The sequence below is a fragment of the Methylobacterium sp. 001424705 genome (assembly GCF_059816145.1).
On sequence record NZ_JCBANU010000005.1, the window covers coordinates 106,240 to 124,180 of the forward strand.

A 17,941-nucleotide genomic window follows, 5' to 3' on the forward strand; every position below is an offset into this window, starting at 1 on the left:
ATCGGTGTTTTGCCGATCCGCCCCCCGGTGTTCTCGCACCGGGCCGACGGCAGCGGGCGAGGCCGTCGCGCGACGGCCCCGCTTCGGGGATCTCAGGCGCCCAGGAGGGGCTTGATCACCTTCTCCATGCCCTCGATGGTCATCTCGCCCTTGAAGCGCTCGCCGTTGATGAAGAACGTCGGGGTCGAATCGACCTTGAAGGTGTCCATGCCCTTCTGCTTCACCGCGTTGACGGCGCCGTAGAGCTTCTGGTCCTTCAGGCAGGCCTCGAACTTCTCCTTCGAGAAGCCGGCCTGGCGCAGCATCTGCTCCATGGCATCCACCGGCGATTGCGGCTTCTGGACGTAGGCCCAGGCCTGCTGCTGGTCGAAGAGCAAGTCTGTGATGGGATAGTACTTCGCATCGCCGTCGCAGCGGGCCAGCATGAAGGCCGCCGTCGCCAGCGGGTCGAGGGGGAACTCGCGGAGGGTGAAGCGCACCTTGCCGGTGTCGATGTAGCGCTCCTTGAGGGCCGGCCAGGTGTTCCTGTGGAAGGCGGCGCAGTGCGAGCAGGTCATCGAGGCATACTCGATGATCGTCACCTTGGCGTCCTTCGGGCCGAGCCAGACGTCACCGAGCGGACCGGGCTCCATCAGGGTCGACAGGTTCGCGTCCTCCGCCGCGGCCGGGAGGGTGAACCGGGGCAGGAGGATCGCCGCGCCGACGGCAAGGCCGGTGGCTTTCAGGGCATCGCGTCGGGTGATCATGATCGGGAGGGCTCCGGTCGCGGACCAAATCTTCTCGTCAGCGATGCGGTAGAATCCTGCAGGCGTCCTGACAAGGCTGCGCGGCGCGCCTAGCGCTTGTGTGTTGTCGCCACCACCGCCGTTCCGAGGCGGTCGAGGGCGTCTCGCAGGGCGTCGTGCTCGATCGCCTGGACCGCAAGCGCCACTTCGCCGCGGCGGACGGGATCCACCACCGGCGGCGCGGGGCGACGCCCGATCCGGTCGACCCGTCCCTGGCGCATCACGATCTTGCCGACGCAGGCCCAGCCGTAATGGGCATTGATGCGCTGGATCACCACCGGCGCGAGGTGCTGCAATTCGAGGGCGAACACGCCTTCGACCCGAACCACGAGGGTGCCGGGATCGGGGCGCCCCTCCTCCTCGCGCCGACGCCGGCGCGGCCATTCGAGCTTCGAGGGCTGGCAGTACCGCGCGAGCCGCTCCCCGACGATCTCGGGCCAGGCGGCCAGAATGTCGGTGGAGGCGAACCCTTGCGCCGCGAAGGCGGGGCCGATGCAGCCCTTCAGCAGCTCGGCGAGGGGTTTGACACGCGCCATGCGCAGGGTTTCCGTAGTGTCCGACCGGGACGAGATCGAGGCTCCGATATCGCCCGCAATGGTTAGCATGCCGTTCCGTCCGGCCGAAGCGGGGCGCCGCCCCCCGCCCGACGACACGTTCAGGCAGGTCGGCCCTGGAGAAGTCGGCCTTGGACGCACCCGGCCGGCGGTCTATGGACGAGCTTCCCCATCACGCGCCGGTGCCCGTGCCCCACACCCCAGTTCCAGCCCCCGAGGCCGCGGATCTCCTGACCTGGTACGACCGGCACCGCCGCGTCCTGCCCTGGCGGGCGCTGCCGGGCGAGACGCCCGATCCGTACCGGGTCTGGCTCTCGGAGGTGATGCTGCAGCAGACCACGATCGCGGCCGTCAAACCCTATTTCGCGAAGTTCCTGGCGCGCTTCCCCACCGTCGACGACCTTGCGGCGGCGCCCGAGGAGGCGGTGATGTCGGCCTGGGCCGGGCTCGGCTACTACTCCCGGGCCCGCAACCTGCACGCCTGCGCCCGGGCGGTGGCGGCGGCCGGGCGTTTTCCCGACACGGCCGCGTCCCTGCGCAAGCTGCCGGGCATCGGCGCCTACACGGCGGGCGCCGTCGCGGCGATCGCGTTCGACCGTCAGGAAGCGGCGGTGGACGGCAACGTCGAGCGGGTGATGACGCGGCTCTTCGCCGTCGAGACCACCCTGCCGGCGGCCCGCCCCGAGATCCGGGCGCTGACCCAGGCCCTCGTGCCCGCGGACCGGCCCGGCGACTTCGCCCAGGCGGTGATGGATCTTGGCGCCACGCTGTGCACGCCCAAGCGCCCGGCCTGCGCCCTCTGCCCCTGGATGGCCCCCTGCCGCGCCCGGGCCCTCGGCCTTCAGGAGACCTTCCCCAGGAAGGTGAAGGCCGTGAAGGGCACCCTGCGCCGGGGTGCGGCCTTCGTGGCGATCCGCAGCGGCGACGAGGCGGTCCTGCTGCGCACCCGGCCGCCCGAGGGTTTGCTGGGCTCCATGGCCGAACCACCGATGAGCCCCTGGGAGCCCGACTACGATCCGGCCCAGGCCCTCCTGGACGCGCCGCTCGACGCGCGCTGGCGGCGGCTGCCGGGCCTCGTCCGACACGGCTTCACGCATTTCCCCCTGGAGCTGACGGTGTTCGTCGCCAAGGTGGCGCTCAGCACGACGCCGCCGCCGGGCCTGCGCTTCACGCCGCGCCGCGACCTCGACGGGGAACCGCTGCCAGGCGTGATGAAGAAGGTCCTGGCACACGCCTTCGATCCGAAGCCGGAGGCCGCGGAGCCGCTGGCGGAAAGGGCTGCCAAGCGCGGCAGACCGAAGGCGATGCGGAGCCTCACGGATACGCCGCTCTTCGTCGAGCCCGAGTCGGAGGCACCCGCTGCGTCGCCGCGCTTCCGCCCGGTGCCCAAGCCCGCCCCGCGCCCGGCGCCGGCCCCGATTCCCGACGGGTCGATCGACGAGTTCGAAGGCCCGGCCGAGGCGGCACCCCCGGCCGCCCCCCGCAGACGGGGACGGCCGCGGTCGCGCTGACCGGCGCCCCTCAGGCGGCCGAGCCCATGGCGGAGCGCATCTGGGCGCGGAAGACGTCGATGAGCACCGGCTTGCCGTTCCGGGTCGCATGCCAGAAATCCCAGCCGTTGCAGGCCGGAAAGCCCTGCACCAGGGCGCCGATCTTGTGGATCGAACCCGTGGCCGGTCCGGCCATCAGGGTGCCGTCGGGACGCACGATGGCGCTGTGCCGGCCGCGCGCGTCGGTCAGGGTCTCGCCGGCGCGGATATGCCCGGCCTCGATGACGCTGAGGAAGGCGACGCGGGGCTCGGCGCGCTTGCTCGGAGCCACCAGCAGGGCGGCCTGCGACAGGGGTTCGACGGCGTCGATGCGGGCGCGGGCCGCCTCGGCGTAGACCGTCTCGCGCTCGATGCCGATGAAGTGCCGGCCGAGGCGCCTGGCGACCGCACCGGTGGTGCCGGTCCCGAAGAACGGGTCGAGCACCACGTCGCCGGGATTCGTCGCCGACAGGAGCGTGCGGGCGAGCAGTGCCTCCGGCTTCTGCGTCGGATGGACCTTCTGCCCGTCGGCGCCCTTCAGGCGCTCGTCGCCGGTGCAGAGCGGGATGAACCAGTCGGACCGCATCTGGACGTCGTCATTGCCGCCCTTCAGCGCCTCGTAGTGGAAGGTGTAGCCCTTCGACTCCGCGGAGCGGGAGGCCCAGATCAGGGTCTCGTGCGCGTTGGTGAAGCGCTTGCCGCGGAAGTTCGGCATCGGGTTGGCCTTGCGCCAGACGATGTCGTTGAGGATCCAGAAGCCGAGATCCTGCAGCGTGGCGCCGACCCGGAAGATGTTGTGGTACGAGCCGATGACCCACAGGGTGGCGTTCGGCTTCATCACCCGGCGCGCGGCCGCCAGCCATTCGCGGGTGAAGGCATCGTAGGCGGCGAAGGTCGAGAACTTGTCCCAGTCGTCGTCGACCGCGTCGACCCGGCTCTGGTCGGGACGCAGGAGCGCGCCGTCCCCGAGCTGAAGATTGTAGGGCGGATCGGCAAAGACGCAGTCGACGCTGGACGCCGGAAGGGCGTTCATCGCAGCGATGCAGTCTCCGACGAGGATCTCGTTGAGGGGGAGACGGTCTTCGAGAGGAAAACGCTTGGCGGCGGGTACGAGACCCATCCGCGGCGCCGACACGGGCCGCCCGGTACGCGAGACACTTTTCCGGGCGACGGTGTCGGCAACCGCGGTACGCAGGGAAGCCATGGCAAACACCGGTTACGCGACTGACCGGCAGACCTTGGCCCCGTTAACGTAAAGGGCGGGTTGCCGGGACGAAGACAAGGCGTCTCGATTTGGGGCTGCAATTTTTGCCGGGTTGGTCGTTCGAATGGACACGAGGCTATTGCGACAGCATCGCCGCTCGAACGAGCAGGTCTCGAAAGATCTGAGAGACCGGCCGCAACCGTCCCAGCGGACCCTGTAGCGGCCCAGCCGGTGCCGCGATCGGCACCGGGTCCACCCAGCCTGGACCTCACAGCTCCGCGGAAAGAGAAAATTCGTCTCCGGCGCCCCTCGCGACCCCGTCGCAGACCAGGGTTTCACTGAGCGCAACGCTGATTTCGTTTTTCCGCATCCCACCGTTGCGCAGCGACGCCGGCTGCAACGCGGTCTCGGCGATTTCACTGGTGTTCCAGCATTGCCGTTTCGTCATCGCAAAGCCCGCGGATATTCGACAATATGGCCACACACAACCAGTGATGAATAAACCGTTATAGCCTCAATTTCGGCCCCGGCCGCCACATTTGTCCGGTCTCATTTTGGCCCTGTTCCGCTTCATTTTGCCGGCCATCCGAAACAACAAAGGGAATGCGGATGACCATCAAGCCTGTTCGTGGGGCCGCTGCCATCATCGGGACCGTCGTGACACTTGCCGCCGTTCAGCCAGCCAGCGCCCAGAGCGGTGCCGCCTCCTGGTACGCGAGCGGCCATCGGACGGCGAATGGCGAGCGCTTCAATCCGAACGGGATGACCGCCGCCCATCGCACGTTGCCGTTCGGCACCCGGGTCCGGGTCGAGAACAAGCGCAATGGCCGTTCGGTGGTGGTGCGCATCAACGATCGTGGCCCGTTCATCCGAGGCCGGATCATCGATCTCGCCAAGGGCTCGGCCCGCGCCCTCGGCATGGGCGGCACGACCTACGTCGCCCTAAGCGTGGTGAACTGAGCTTATCGGGCCGGTCGGCGTTGTGAGAGGGACCGGCCGGCCCCATCTGGTCGGTGAAACCGAGAGCTCAGACCCTTATGGCAAAGCCGCTGATCGTCGAAATCCCCCATGAACTCGGCCTGGCCGAAGCCCGTCGGCGCATCGCGGACGGGATCACCCAGGCCGACGGGTTGTTCGCCAAGGCGGGTGTCGCCGTCGAGAAGATGGCGTGGACCGACGACCGCCTCGACTTCGCGATGGCTGCCCTCGGCCAGAAGGTCGACGGGCAGGTGGATGTTCGCCCCGAGACCGTGCGGGTCGAGGTCCGGCTGCCGCTGTTGCTGGCCCTGTTCGCGCAGCAGATCCAGAAGAAACTTGGCAACGAGGGCAACCTGCTCCTGACCAAGAAATGACGAGTGCCGCCGGCATCGCGCCCGGAACCTCCCTCGGCGACGGACTGTTCCACCGGTCCGCTCCCCGAGGCTCTTGAGAGGCGCAACCGATGTCGAACCCCGGCCCGATCCCCGAAGTCCCGGTGCCCGAGACGCCCTACGAGGCGCCTCAGACCCCGCCCCCCGGCCCGGACACCCCCGGGACCGACGTGCCGGGGACGACCCCCACCGAAGCGCCCGACGTGACGCCCACCGAAATCCCGGTCAACGATCCGGATATCGGCCCGGCCATCGCCCCCGATCCGATGCCGACGGGCCCCGCCAACCCGACGATGTGAGCGGGGCACGACCGCGGGTTTGCAAGGGCATTCCGATTCCGGGTTTGTTCGAAGGCGCGGTCGCTGCCATAAGCCGGCCCCATGGCCGCTCCCCCGCTCCTCACCCTCCAAGACGTCGCGCTCACCTTCGGCGGCACGCCGCTGATCGAGCGCGCCGAGCTCGCGATCTCCCCCGGCGAACGCACCTGCCTCGTGGGTCGCAACGGCTCGGGTAAGTCCACTTTGATGAAGATCGCCGCGGGGCTCGTGGAGCCCGACCGGGGCGTGCGCTTCGTCCAGCCCGGCACCACGATCCGCTATCTGGCGCAGGAACCCGACTTCTCCGGCTTCGAGACGACCCTCGATTTCGTCGAATCCGGCCTGACCCACGGGGATGACGCCTACCGGGCCCGCTACCTGCTCGAGAGCCTGGGCATGACCGGTGCCGAGAACCCGAAGAGCCTCTCGGGCGGGGAGGGGCGGCGGGTCGCCCTGGCCCAGGCCCTGGCGCCGGAACCCGACATCCTGCTCCTCGACGAGCCTACCAACCACCTCGACCTGCCGGCCATCGAGTGGCTCGAATCCGAGCTGAAGAGCGTGCGCGGCGCCCTCGTGCTGATCAGCCACGACCGGCGCTTCCTGTCCGCCCTGTCGAAGACCACGATCTGGCTCGACCGCGGAGTCACCCGCCGGATCGAGCAGGGCTTCTCCACCTTCGAGGCCTGGCGCGACGCCTTCTTCGAGGAGGAGGAGCGCGACCGGCACAAGCTCGAGCGCAAGATCGCCGACGAGGAGCACTGGCTGCGCTACGGCGTCACCGCCCGGAGGAAGCGCAACGTGCGCCGCCTCGGCAACCTTCATGCCCTGCGCAAGGAGCGGCGCGAGGATCGCCGGCCCGTCGGCACCGCGACCATGACGTCGATGGAGGCTGAGAGCTCCGGCGCCCTGGTGATCGAGGCCAAGCACGCGGCCAAGGCCTACGGCGCCCGCAAGATCGTCGACGATCTCTCGCTTCGGGTGATGCGCGGCGACCGCCTCGGCATCGTCGGGGCCAACGGCGCCGGCAAGACCACGCTAATCAACCTGCTCACGGGGCAGCTCCCGCCCGAGTCCGGCACGGTGGCGCTCGGCACCAACCTCAAGATGATGCTCCTCGACCAGGCCCGTGCGGTGCTGGAGCCGACCATGACGGTGACGGAGGTGCTCACCGGCGGCAGCGGCGATTCGGTGAACGTCGGCGGCGTCAGCCGCCACGTCATCGGCTACCTGAAGGATTTCCTGTTCGCGCCCGAGCAGGCCCGGACCCCGGTGAGCGTTCTCTCGGGCGGCGAGCGCAACCGCCTGCTCATCGCCCGCGCCCTGGCCCAGCCCGCCAACCTCCTCGTCCTCGACGAGCCCACCAACGATCTCGACCTCGAAACCCTCGACCTCCTGCAGGAAATGCTGGCGGATTATTCCGGCACCCTGATCCTGGTGAGCCACGACCGCGACTTCCTCGACCGGGTCGTCGGGAGCGTGCTGGTCAGCGAAGGGGAGGGCCGCTGGGTCGAATATGCCGGCGGCTACACCGACATGATCGCCCAGCGCGGGGAGGGCGTGCAGGCCCGGGCGGCCGCCGGGCGGACCGAGAAGGCGGAGGCCCGCGCCGACGCGAAGGATCGCGCCAAGGGCGGCGATGCGGGAGCCCCGGCCGGCAAGCCCAAACTCGGCTTCAAGGACCAGCACGAGTTGAAGACCCTGCCGGACCGGATGAAGAAGCTCGAATCCGATATCGCCAAGCTGCGCGAGGTCCTGGCCGATCCGGGACTCTACGCGCGGGACCCGGCCCGCTTCGCGAAGGCATCGGATCTGCTCGGCGTCGCCGAGACCGAATTGGCCAAGGCCGAGGACCGCTGGCTCGAACTGGAGATGCTGCGCGACGCCTGAGCGAGGCTCATGCGGCGCCCCGGCCTTCATGATGCCGTGAACGCCGTGTGAAGTGCCGCCCTGGCGTTCGCTCCCGCGCGCCTGCCACCGGGGTCCGACGTGTCCGCCGCTTACGCACTCCGTGACCGATCCCGCCGCCTCGGCTGGGCTGCCGGCCTGCCCGGCCTCGCCCTGATCCTCGGCCTGTCCGCCGCCTGGTTCACGCCGCGCCTCGAGTCGCAACTCGGCGAAAAGGCCGATGCGGTGGCTCGGGCGACGGCGACGCCCGGCTCCGAGCCGTGGCTGCGCGTGTCGGTCGAGGGGCGAGACCTCGTGGTCACCGGCGAGGCGCCGGATGCCGCGACCCGCGATGCAGCGTATCAGCGGCTCGCTGCCCTCGACGGTGTCCGGCGAATCGTCGGCCCCGTGGGCGTGGTCGAGCCGGCTTCGCCCTTCCTGTGGATCGCGACCAAGGGCAGGGACGGGGTCGACGTGACCGGCGTGCGGCCAGCCGAAATCGGCCCGAGCGCCCTGGCCGAGCAACTCTCCCCCGCCCTCGACCCCGGAACCGCCCTGCACGACCGCGCCCGCGCCGCCCTCGGCGCGCCACCGGACTTCGCCGCGGCGGCCGCCTATGCCCTGGCGCGGCTGCGTGCCCTCGCGCCCGGCGGCCGGGTGATGCTGGAGGACATGCGCCTCTCGGTCGTGGGCGAGGCGGCCTCCATCGCCGACGACGAAGCCTTGCGGACGGCCCTGGCCGATCTGCCGACCGGCTATGGTCTCGGCCAGGTCGAGATTCGGCCGGCGGTCGTGCCGGATTTCCGCTTCGTCGCGTCTCGGGAGCCGGGGGGCACCCTGACGCTCTCGGGCCACGTGGTCTCGGACGCGGCGCGCGCCGAGATCCGGGCGCAGGCGGCACAGGCCTCGGAGACGGGGCGGATCGAGGACCGGATGCGCAGGGCGCGTGGCCTTCCGCTCGGGGTCGATGCAGCCGCGATGGCGCGTTTCGCCCTGAGCCTCGCCGCATTGCTGCAGGAGGGGAGCGTCACCGTCGCCGATGCGCGGATCGCACTCGAGGGCGTCGCCCTCGACGCCCAGGCGATCCCTGAGATCGAGGGATTGTTGCGCGAGGGGATGCCCGCCGGGCTGAGCCGGGGCGGCGCGACCCTGAGCACCCGACCGCTCTCGCCCTATCAAATCCTGCTCCGGCGCGACGCGGAAACCGTAACGCTGTCCGGCCACCTGCCGGATGCCGAGGCGCGCGAGGCCCTGCTCGGGACCTTTCGTCCACGGCTGTTCCGCGAGCGCCTGATCGACCGCACCCGCCTCGGCGAAGGGGCCCCGCCCGAGCTCGCCCGGGTGCTGCGCGCGACCGCCACGGCCCTCACCCTGCTGGGGCGGGGCGAGGCCCGGTTCGCCGATCGCGCGATCACCCTGACGGGCGAGAGCCTGTATGCGCAGGGTGGCCGGCGCGTTTCCGAAGACCTGTCGGCCGCGATGCCGCCGGGCTGGACCGCGGAGATCTCGGTGACGACCCCCGACGCAGCGTCGGCCTGGACACCGGAGCGCTGCGTCGCTGCGCTCGGGACCAAGCTCATGGGCCAAGCCCTCATATTCCCGCCCGGAAGCGCGATTCTGACGCCGGCCTTCTACCCCCTCCTCGATGGGATTGCGGCACTGGGCAAGACCTGCCCGACCCTGCGCCTGGTGGTCACGGGCCATCTCGATCCGAGCGGCGCCACCGCGGCACCGAAGCCTGTCGTCGAGACCGCGGTGGACAGCACGGCGTCGCTCGACGCGGGCAAGGATGCCGGCAGAGCACCGAGCAAGGCACCGGCCGGATCCTCCGGCTCGCGTGCCTCGGATAAGGCGCCCGGCAAGTCCAATCCGAAGGACAAGGCCGTCAGGACCGAGGCGAAGCCGGCGGCTCAATCGGAGCCCGCCCCCGATCTTGCGCAGGGCCGTGCCCTCGCGATCGTGGAGTATCTGCTCCAGGCCGGCCTTCGTTTCGAACAGGTCGCTGCCGCCCCGGCCGGCTCGCCGCGTCCGGCTGGCCAGGGCGTCGGGATCGAGTCACGGTCATGACGATCCGACGGAGACGAAGGGCGTGACGCTCCTGGCAACCCTGCTCTGGCCCCTCGCGGCTGCCAGCGCCCTCCTCGGCGGCGCCATCGGCGCGCTGACGGGCCTGCCGCGGACACCGACTGCGCGCCGGAGCGCCGGCCTTCTCGTCCTGGCAGCGGGTCTGGCCGGGGGCCTCGCCGCCGGGGGCTTCCTTTCGGGGCGGGCAGGCTTCTGGCTGGAGGCCGGGGCGCTCGGACTCGGGTCCTACCTGATCGGAGCGATCCTGGCGGCCGGGGTCACAGACCGGATGGGCACCCGGTCGTGAGACGACGAATCCCGTCGGCGTCGCGCCGGCCTGTGGCATCCGCAACACAATCGACTCGAAACTGCGTCCGTTGCCCGACCATCGAGGAGACTTTCCGGACGGTCTGTCGTTGGTCTCGACGCGCTTCTCCGAACGGACATGGGACCGGCGAATCAGAGACCTGATGATCGAATCTTCAGCACGTCCCCGACCTGTGGACCTCACGTCCTGCGATCGGGAACCGATCCACATCCTCGGCGCGGTTCAGCCCTTCGGTTTCCTCATCGCGGTCTCCCCGGACTGGATCGTGGTCCGGGCCTCCGAGAATGCCGCCGGGTGGTTGGGGCAGTCGGGGGCCGATGTGCTCGGCCTTCCCCTGGCCGACCTGATCGACGCGGAGGCGATCCACCTGATCCGCGGTCACCTTCAGGCCCTGCGCGGGCCCGATGCCATCGACCGGATTTTCGGCACCGTCCTGCAGGCCGGAGGTGCCCCCTTCGACATCGCGCTGCACATCTCGGACGGCATCATCGTCATCGAGGCCGAGCCGAGCGTCAGCGAACACCTCAACGCCGGCAATCTTGTGCGCAGCATGGTCGGACGCCTGCAGCAGACGGTGGGTTTCGACCCGTTCTGCCGGGAGGCCGTGCGCCAGATGCGGGCGCTCACCGGCTTCGATCGCGTCATGGTCTACCGCTTCGACCCGGACGGCTCGGGGGTGGTGATCGCCGAATCCGCACGCTCCAGCCTCGCCCCCTATCTCGGACTGCATTACCCGGCCTCGGACATCCCGAAACAGGCGCGCGCCCTCTACGAGCGCAACTGGCTGCGCATCATCGCGGATGTCGATGCCGAACCTGTCGCCGTGCTGCCGCAGCGCGATCCCCACGGCCGACCCCTCGACCTGTCGATGAGCACCCTGCGCACGGTGTCGCCGATCCACCTCGAATACCTGCGCAACATGGGGGTGGCGGCCTCCCTGTCGGTGTCGATCCTGCGGGGCGGCAAGCTCTGGGGCCTGTTCGCCTGCCATCACACCGAGGCCCGCCACATCTCGCTGGAGCGCCGAACCGGCGCCGAACTGTTCGGGCAGATGTTCTCGCTGATCCTGGAAAGCCGGGAGCGCGAGGCGGAGGCCGCCTACGAAGGCAGTTCCCGGGCGCTGCACGACCGACTGATGGGTGCGCTCGCCTCGGGCGGAACGAGCCTCGAGAACATCACCGATTTCCTCGACGACATCGCGGGAATCGTCACGTGCGACGGCATCGGCGTCTGGGTCAACGGCGAGATCACCCTGCGGGGGGCGACCCCGACGGCGGAGGAATTCACCGGTCTCGTGCGCTTCCTCAACCGGACGGCCGCGAGCCGGGCCTTCGCCACCCAGGAGATCGGCGCGGTCCATCCCCCGGCCGCCGACTACCCCGAGCGGGCCGCGGGACTCCTGGCGATCCCGATCTCGCGGGCGCCGCGGGATTTCCTGGTGTTCTTCCGTCGCGAGATCGCGCGCACCGTCACCTGGGCCGGCAATCCGGAGAAGCCGGCGAGCCTCGGACCGAACGGTCTGCGCCTCACGCCCCGCAAGAGCTTCGAGGCCTGGACCGAGGTGGTCCGGGGGCAGGCCGCCCCCTGGAGCGCGGTGGACCTGCGCATCGCCGAGGCCCTGCGCATCACGCTGCTCGAGGTCATCCTGCGCCTCACCGATTCCGCCGAGAAGGAGCGCAAGACCGCGCAGGAGCGCCAAGAGCTCCTGATCGCCGAGCTGAACCATCGGGTGCGCAACATCCTCAACCTGATCCGGGGCATCGTCGCCCAAAGTCGCTCGGGGTCCGACAGCGTCGAGGATTTCGCCGGCGTCGTCGGGGCGCGCATCCAGGCCCTGGCCCGGGCGCACGACCAGATCACCACCACGAACTGGGGACCGGGTTCCCTGCGCGACCTCATCACCCTGGAGGCGGAGGCCTATCTCGACCAGCAGGCGGGCCGGGTCCGTCTGGACGGCACCGATGTCCTCCTGGATCCCCAGGCGTTCTCGACGCTTGCCCTGGTCATCCACGAGTTGATGACGAACTCGGCGAAGTACGGCGCCCTGTCGGAGGGGGTCGGACAGGTGGACGTGGCCTGGGAGCGCGATGCCTCGCAGTGCCTCGTGATCCATTGGCGCGAGAGCGGCGGCCCGCCGGTGAAGCCGCCGAGCCGCCGCGGCTTCGGCACCACGCTGATCGAGCGCTCGATCCCCTACGAGCTGAAGGGCGAGGCGGAGATCACCTACGAACTCACCGGCCTGCGCGGCCGCTTCGCCGTGCCGGCGCGCTACGTGCGGGCCGCACCGACCGTCGCCGCCCCCCTGTCGCGGGAGCGCGACCGGACGCCCGAACTCGATGCCGCGGCGTTGTCCGGGACCGTCCTGGTGGTCGAGGACAACATGATCATCGCTCTGGAGGCCGAGGAGATCCTGTCCACCCTCGGGGCGAGCGCGGTCGACATGGCGGGATCCGTGCACGAAGCCCTGCGGCAGATCGAGGCGGCGCATCCGAGCTTTGCCCTCCTCGACGTCAATCTCGGCGCCGAGACGAGCCTGCCGGTCGCCCGACGCCTGATCGCGGCCGGCGTGCCCTTCGTCTTCGCGACGGGCTACGGCGAGAGCTTCCGAATCCCGTCCGAGCTCGGCGCCGTGCCGATGATCAAGAAGCCCTACACCGCGGATACCCTACGCCGGGCCCTGGCGAGCACGCCCCCCCGGGACTAGCCCGGCGCCTGCGCCGCCTCGAACAGCGCGAAGGCACGTTGCGCACCACGGATCGCGGCGGCGTGATCCGCGACCGGGCGCGTCCCGAGCCAAGTCGCGAAACTCGGCCAGAGGCGGAGCCCCGCGCCGTGCCGGAGGAAGCGGGCGTTCCCGTGGACCAGCGGGTCCGGGCTCGCCAGGACCTGACGGAGCAGAACCTGGCCGCCGAGGCGCGAACCTTCCAGAACGTAGAGGAGACCGGGCGCCTCGGCGCTCGACAAGGTGGGGGGCAGGGGGGCAGGCGCGACCTCCGGAGGGGAAATCGCCAGCCCGGACAGGTCGGCCTGCAGGACCGTGGACCGGCGGCGGGCCGCCCAGTCCGGCGGCAGGTCGGCGGCATCGGCCCCGTCGAGCCAGGTCTCGATCTGCGCGAAGGGGTCACGCATCGCCGACAGGAAGCGCACATAATCGGCTCGCCGACTCAGGTCGTAGGCGACGAACCCCGCATCGAGGCGCCGATGGGCCGCATCGGTCTCGGCGCGCAGGGCGAAGCGAAGATCGCGCGGTGCATCCGCACCACCCCGCCGCGGCTCCGGATCTCCCGCGTCGACGGACCCCCTGGCCGTCCCATCCATACCGCGTTTCCCTGTTATTTGGCCCCGTCGCCATTCTTAGCCGATCTCGGGCCCCCGCCAAGGACTTATCACAGGGTACCTGCACGACCCCGGCTCGCTCTCGCGGCCCGGTCCGCAACGCTGAAGGCCCAGGATCGACCATGTGGCTCCTCTACGGTTTCGTCCTCCTAGCCGGCATCGCGAACGCAGTGCAGTCGGGCGTGAACGCGACGCTCTCCAAGAACCTGGCGCAGCCCTTCGCCGCAGGCATCGTCGTCTCGCTGGCCGGGGGCGCGACCCTCCTCGCCCTCGGCCTGGTCCTCGGTCGTTTCGCCTTTCCGAGCCTCGGCGACATGCGGGCCGTGCCGCTCTGGGCCTGGTTCGGCGGCGTGGTCGGGGCGCTCCTCATCCTGTCCCAGCTGTTCGCCGCGCAGCAGATCGGGGCCGCGCCCTATCTGGGGCTTCTCATCACCGCCGGCGTCATCACCTCCATCCTGCTCGACCATTTCGGCTGGATCGGGTTCGAGCAGCATCCCCTCACCCTCTGGCGCGCCCTCGGGGGCGTGCTGATGATCGGCGGTATCGCCCTGGTGGCGCTGTTCTGAACCGACGGACGCTTGTCATCGGCGCGTGGAACCGCGATGCCTGCCGCGGCGTCGATGCCGCGCCCCGCAACGATCCCGTCCGTGTCCAGAGCCCCCAATGAACATCTTCCAGGACATCGTCAGCCGCTTCAGCCAGACCGTGACGGCCTATGCCGGCGATACGGTCCTCATGCAGGCGATGGTCTCCGCCGCCGCCAACGTAATGGTCGCGGACGGGGAGATCGCCAGCGCGGAATTCGATACGGCGCTGGCCGGCCTGCAGGCCAATCCCATCCTCGAGAAGGGCTACGACCGGCTGATGCTCGAGAGCGAACTCTACGACGGGATCGCCCGTGCCCGGACCCGGGCGGGCCGGGCCGAGAACCTGCGCCGCGTCGCCGCCATCGAGGGCCGGGGGCAGGAGGAGCGCGAAGCGACATTCCTGATCGCGGCGGACGTGGCCGACCTCGACGGCATCGCCGACGTGGAGGCGCAGGCCCTCGAGGAAATCGCCACCGCGCTGGGCCTGGACCGGGCCGCGTTGCTCGCCGCATCCCCTGTCCGACGCCCGGTTCCGTAGCGTGCCGGAGCGCCTTGTCCCGCAAAGCCCTTGATCAAAGGACGGCAAGCCTCTAAGCGGGCCCCCGTCTTTCGCCCGGCTCGACAACGCGTCGAGCGACAGCCCGGGCGACCGCTCGTGTGAGCTTGCCGCAGGAAAGAGACGATGGCCAAAGAGAAATTCGCGCGTACGAAGCCGCACTGCAACATTGGCACGATCGGTCACGTGGATCACGGCAAGACGTCGTTGACGGCGGCGATCACGAAGGTTCTGGCCGAGACGGGCGGAGCGACGTTCACGGCCTACGACCAGATCGACAAGGCGCCGGAGGAGAAGGCGCGCGGGATCACGATCTCGACGGCGCACGTGGAGTACGAGACCACGAACCGGCACTACGCGCACGTGGATTGCCCCGGTCACGCCGACTACGTGAAGAACATGATCACGGGCGCGGCGCAGATGGACGGCGCGATCCTGGTGGTGTCGGCGGCCGACGGCCCGATGCCGCAGACGCGCGAGCACATCCTTCTGGCCCGCCAGGTCGGCGTTCCGGCGCTGGTGGTGTTCCTGAACAAGGTCGACCTCGTCGACGACGCCGAGCTCCTCGAGCTCGTCGAGATGGAGGTGCGCGAGCTCCTCTCCAAGTACGACTTCCCCGGCGACGACATCCCGATCACCAAGGGCTCGGCCAAGGTGGCGCTGGACAACGGCGACAAGGCGATCGGCCATGACGCCGTGCTGGCGCTGATGGCGAGCGTGGACGCCTACATCCCGCAGCCGGAGCGTCCGATCGACAAGCCGTTCCTGATGCCCATCGAGGACGTGTTCTCGATCTCGGGCCGCGGCACGGTGGTGACGGGTCGAGTGGAGCGCGGCATCGTCAAGGTCGGCGAGACGGTGGAGATCGTGGGCATCCGCGACACCCAGACCACGACGGTCACGGGCGTCGAGATGTTCCGCAAGCTGCTCGACCAGGGCCAGGCGGGCGACAACGTCGGCGTGCTGCTGCGCGGGACCAAGCGCGAGGACGTGGAGCGCGGCCAGGTCGTGTGCAAGCCCGGCTCGGTCAAGCCCCACACCAAGTTCAAGGCCGAGGCCTACATCCTCACCAAGGAGGAGGGCGGCCGCCACACGCCGTTCTTCACCAACTACCGCCCGCAGTTCTACTTCCGCACCACGGACGTGACCGGCGTGTGCGTGCTGCCCGAGGGCACCGAGATGGTGATGCCCGGCGACAGCGTGACCATGGACGTCACCCTGATCGTGCCGGTGGCCATGGAAGAGAAGCTGCGCTTCGCCATCCGTGAAGGCGGACGCACCGTCGGCGCAGGCGTCGTCGCCGCCATCAACGAGTAGACCCGCCGCCATCGGGCGCCCCTCGCGGGACACCCGACCGGTGACACGACGCGGCGCCCCGGATCGCTCCGGGGCGCCGTTGTCGTTTCCGAGGTCCGCGTTTCCCAGGTCCGCGTTTCCAGGGTCCGCGCCGGCCTGAGAGCCGTCGCGAAGGTTCTTCGCCGACGACGCCGTTTGACCATTGCGAAGCCCTCGCGACCGGTCTATAGCAGCGCCGCGGCGGAGGACTCGTCCTTCGCATAGGAGTGTAGCTCAACTGGTCAGAGCGCCGGTCTCCAAAACCGGAGGTTGCGGGTTCGAGTCCCTCCACTCCTGCCATTTGGCCGCATCAGACCCGTCGATCCTCCCAGCCCTCTTCCCTTTCAGCAGATCGCTCCTCAGCGAAGTCCGGCCGGGCGCAGTCGACAAGCCCGGCGACTTGCGTTAGAGCGGTCGCCTTCCGAGATCGATGAAGGCCGTCGATGCAGGCTCCTCCCCGGAGCCGCCGCGTCGCGCTTTCCCGAAGCTCGGGCCGATCTCCCTGTTGTTGGCGCCATGGCATCGAACGAAGCATCGAAGAAAGTGGATCTCGCGCGCACCCCGCAGCGCGGCTCCACCACGCCGACGCCCCCTCGGGCGACCCCGCCGGTGCGCCCCGCGCAGAAGCGCGTGGGTCCGGCCGAGTTCCTGAGCCAGGTTCGCGACGAGGGCCGCAAGGTCACGTGGCCGACCCGCAAGGAGACCGTCGTGACCACCGTGATGGTGTTCATCATGGTTGTGGTGGCGAGCATCTTCTTCACGGTGGTGGACCAGGCGCTGCGCTATCTCGTGACTCTGATCCTCGGGGTCGGCGCCTAACAACTTCTCGGCCCGGGCGCGCTGCGGCGTGATCGGGCTGACTGACGTCAGGATTTGGTGAGAACCGTGTCGAAGCGCTGGTACATCGTCCACGCCTACTCGAATTTCGAGAACAAGGTCGCGCAGTCCATCAAGGATCAGGCGGCCCAGCGTGGCCTGATGGAGCTGTTCGACGAGGTCATGGTTCCGACCGAGAAGGTTGTCGAGGTGCGCCGGGGCCGCAAGGTCGATGCGGAACGCAAGTTCTTCCCCGGCTACGTCCTGGTGAAGTGTGACCTGACCGACGAGGTCTACCACCTCATCAAGAACACCCCGAAGGTGACGGGCTTCCTGGGCGCCGACAAGTCTAAGCCGGTTCCGATCCCGGATGCGGAGGCCGAGCGCATCAAGGGGCAGGTCGCCGAGGGCGTCGACCGTCCCAAGCCCTCCGTGTCCTTCGAGATCGGCGAGACGGTTCGGGTTTCCGACGGTCCCTTCGCCTCCTTCAACGGCACCGTCGAGGAGATCGACGAGAGCCGGTCGCGCCTCAAGGTCGCCGTGTCGATCTTCGGCCGCGCCACGCCGGTCGAGCTCGAATACGGGCAGGTCGAGAAGGTCTGATCCGGCCCCATTTCGGGTGAGCCGTCCCCGGCTCGCCCCATGTCCCTTCCCGCCCGGCCTCGGCCGCGCGCGAAACCACCGTCCCGCGCGACGGTGTCATACGCGGGAGGCCCGCCCGGTTCGCCGCCGGGGTCCACGGACCGAACCGCGACCTGCAACCGCCCGTTTCGTCCGCGCTGAGGCCAGCCGGATGCCGGGCATTCTTTGGGAGCAGTCCCTATGGCAAAGAAGATCACGGGCTACGTGAAGCTTCAGGTTCCGGCCGGCGCCGCGAACCCGTCGCCGCCCATCGGCCCCGCGCTCGGTCAGCGCGGCCTCAACATCATGGAATTCTGCAAGGCCTTCAACGCGAAGACCTCCCAGATCGAGAAGGGCACCCCGATCCCGGTCGTCATCACGGCGTACCAGGACCGCTCCTTCACCTTCGAGATGAAGCAGCCGCCGGTTACCTTCTTCCTGAAGAAGGCCGCCGGCCTGAAGATCGGCAAGAAGCCGGCTTCCGGCTCGAAGACCCCGGGCAAGGCCGGCTCCAATGTCGGCAAGGTGACCGAAGCGCAGCTGCGCGAGATCGCCGAGAAGAAGATGCCCGACCTGAACTGCGACTCGGTTGACGCCGCCGTCGCCATGATCCGTGGCTCCGCGCGGGCCATGGGCCTCGACGTCGTCGCTTAAG

The 17,941-nt window shown here is 69.6% G+C and carries 19 protein-coding genes and 1 tRNA gene; 15 read left to right on the forward strand and 5 right to left on the reverse strand.

Going from position 1 to position 17,941, the window contains the following annotated elements; translation table 11 throughout:
- Positions 1 to 92: 92 nt before the first annotated feature.
- Together AC6EUL_RS06175 and AC6EUL_RS06180 are read right to left on the reverse strand one after the other, a co-directional pair.
- A complete protein-coding gene (locus AC6EUL_RS06175; protein WP_056215780.1) occupies positions 93 to 746 on the reverse strand; it encodes a thioredoxin domain-containing protein in 654 nt (217 codons plus the stop codon).
- Positions 747 to 835: 89 nt separating this feature from the next.
- Positions 836 to 1,321 carry a DUF721 domain-containing protein gene (locus tag AC6EUL_RS06180; RefSeq protein ID WP_499869439.1) on the reverse strand — a complete coding sequence of 162 codons (486 nt, stop codon included), beginning with the start codon at positions 1,319 to 1,321 and terminating at the stop codon, positions 836 to 838.
- Positions 1,322 to 1,494: 173 nt separating this feature from the next.
- Between AC6EUL_RS06180 and mutY the strand changes: the two genes are divergently transcribed.
- Positions 1,495 to 2,850 carry an A/G-specific adenine glycosylase gene (gene mutY, locus AC6EUL_RS06185; RefSeq protein ID WP_499869441.1) on the forward strand — a complete coding sequence of 452 codons (1,356 nt, stop codon included), beginning with the start codon at positions 1,495 to 1,497 and terminating at the stop codon, positions 2,848 to 2,850.
- Positions 2,851 to 2,860: 10 nt separating this feature from the next.
- Here the strand turns inward: mutY and AC6EUL_RS06190 are convergent, their stop codons facing one another.
- A complete protein-coding gene (locus AC6EUL_RS06190) occupies positions 2,861 to 4,072 on the reverse strand; it encodes a site-specific DNA-methyltransferase (protein ID WP_499869443.1) in 1,212 nt (403 codons plus the stop codon).
- Positions 4,073 to 4,340: 268 nt separating this feature from the next.
- On the reverse strand, positions 4,341 to 4,520 hold the full coding sequence (locus AC6EUL_RS06195; RefSeq protein WP_056379986.1) for a hypothetical protein: 180 nt from the start codon (positions 4,518 to 4,520) through the stop codon (positions 4,341 to 4,343).
- 161 nt (positions 4,521 to 4,681) lie between these two features.
- On the opposite strand from AC6EUL_RS06195, the gene AC6EUL_RS06200 reads away from it, so the two are divergent.
- From AC6EUL_RS06200 to AC6EUL_RS06230, 7 genes are all read left to right on the forward strand, one after another.
- Positions 4,682 to 5,032, forward strand: coding sequence for a septal ring lytic transglycosylase RlpA family protein (locus tag AC6EUL_RS06200; protein ID WP_056215770.1), 351 nt, complete (start codon positions 4,682 to 4,684; stop codon positions 5,030 to 5,032).
- A gap of 77 nt (positions 5,033 to 5,109) precedes the next feature.
- Positions 5,110 to 5,424: a polyhydroxyalkanoic acid system family protein gene (locus AC6EUL_RS06205; protein WP_056215767.1), complete on the forward strand. Its 315-nt coding sequence runs from the start codon at positions 5,110 to 5,112 to the stop codon at positions 5,422 to 5,424.
- Between the two features lie 89 nt (positions 5,425 to 5,513).
- Positions 5,514 to 5,741, forward strand: coding sequence for a hypothetical protein (locus tag AC6EUL_RS06210; RefSeq protein WP_056215764.1), 228 nt, complete (start codon positions 5,514 to 5,516; stop codon positions 5,739 to 5,741).
- Between the two features lie 81 nt (positions 5,742 to 5,822).
- Positions 5,823 to 7,646 carry an ABC-F family ATP-binding cassette domain-containing protein gene (locus tag AC6EUL_RS06215; RefSeq protein ID WP_499869447.1) on the forward strand — a complete coding sequence of 608 codons (1,824 nt, stop codon included), beginning with the start codon at positions 5,823 to 5,825 and terminating at the stop codon, positions 7,644 to 7,646.
- A 99-nt stretch (positions 7,647 to 7,745) separates the two neighbouring features.
- Positions 7,746 to 9,710, forward strand: coding sequence for a BON domain-containing protein (locus tag AC6EUL_RS06220; RefSeq protein WP_499869449.1), 1,965 nt, complete (start codon positions 7,746 to 7,748; stop codon positions 9,708 to 9,710).
- 22 nt (positions 9,711 to 9,732) lie between these two features.
- Positions 9,733 to 10,014, forward strand: a complete 282-nt coding sequence (locus tag AC6EUL_RS06225) for a hypothetical protein (RefSeq protein ID WP_056215754.1) — start codon at positions 9,733 to 9,735, stop codon at positions 10,012 to 10,014.
- 163 nt (positions 10,015 to 10,177) lie between these two features.
- The gene (locus tag AC6EUL_RS06230) at positions 10,178 to 12,739 is read left to right on the forward strand and encodes an HWE histidine kinase domain-containing protein (protein ID WP_499869453.1); all 2,562 of its coding nucleotides are present in this window, start codon (positions 10,178 to 10,180) and stop codon (positions 12,737 to 12,739) included.
- Here AC6EUL_RS06230 and AC6EUL_RS06235 read toward each other — a convergent pair.
- Positions 12,736 to 13,353 carry a biliverdin-producing heme oxygenase gene (locus AC6EUL_RS06235; RefSeq protein ID WP_056215748.1) on the reverse strand — a complete coding sequence of 206 codons (618 nt, stop codon included), beginning with the start codon at positions 13,351 to 13,353 and terminating at the stop codon, positions 12,736 to 12,738. The two genes, AC6EUL_RS06230 and AC6EUL_RS06235, sit on opposite strands and share 4 nt — an antisense overlap.
- Positions 13,354 to 13,493: 140 nt before the next feature.
- Here AC6EUL_RS06235 and AC6EUL_RS06240 point away from each other — a divergent pair, with 140 nt between their 5' ends.
- The 7 genes from AC6EUL_RS06240 to rplK all read left to right on the forward strand — a co-directional run bounded on the left by AC6EUL_RS06240 (position 13,494) and on the right by rplK (position 17,940).
- Positions 13,494 to 13,937, forward strand: a complete 444-nt coding sequence (locus tag AC6EUL_RS06240; RefSeq protein WP_056215746.1) for a DMT family transporter — start codon at positions 13,494 to 13,496, stop codon at positions 13,935 to 13,937.
- Positions 13,938 to 14,034: 97 nt separating this feature from the next.
- Positions 14,035 to 14,496, forward strand: coding sequence for a tellurite resistance TerB family protein (locus AC6EUL_RS06245; RefSeq protein ID WP_056215742.1), 462 nt, complete (start codon positions 14,035 to 14,037; stop codon positions 14,494 to 14,496).
- A gap of 144 nt (positions 14,497 to 14,640) precedes the next feature.
- Positions 14,641 to 15,831, forward strand: a complete 1,191-nt coding sequence (gene tuf / locus AC6EUL_RS06250) for an elongation factor Tu (protein ID WP_055949261.1) — start codon at positions 14,641 to 14,643, stop codon at positions 15,829 to 15,831.
- Between the two features lie 241 nt (positions 15,832 to 16,072).
- Positions 16,073 to 16,149: transfer RNA gene (locus tag AC6EUL_RS06255), tRNA-Trp, on the forward strand.
- A gap of 216 nt (positions 16,150 to 16,365) precedes the next feature.
- The gene (secE, locus tag AC6EUL_RS06260) at positions 16,366 to 16,668 is read left to right on the forward strand and encodes a preprotein translocase subunit SecE (protein ID WP_056218145.1); all 303 of its coding nucleotides are present in this window, start codon (positions 16,366 to 16,368) and stop codon (positions 16,666 to 16,668) included.
- 66 nt (positions 16,669 to 16,734) lie between these two features.
- A complete protein-coding gene (gene nusG, locus AC6EUL_RS06265; RefSeq protein WP_056218143.1) occupies positions 16,735 to 17,268 on the forward strand; it encodes a transcription termination/antitermination protein NusG in 534 nt (177 codons plus the stop codon).
- A 219-nt stretch (positions 17,269 to 17,487) separates the two neighbouring features.
- Positions 17,488 to 17,940, forward strand: coding sequence for a 50S ribosomal protein L11 (rplK, locus tag AC6EUL_RS06270; protein ID WP_056218139.1), 453 nt, complete (start codon positions 17,488 to 17,490; stop codon positions 17,938 to 17,940).
- Position 17,941: the final 1 nt, after the last annotated feature.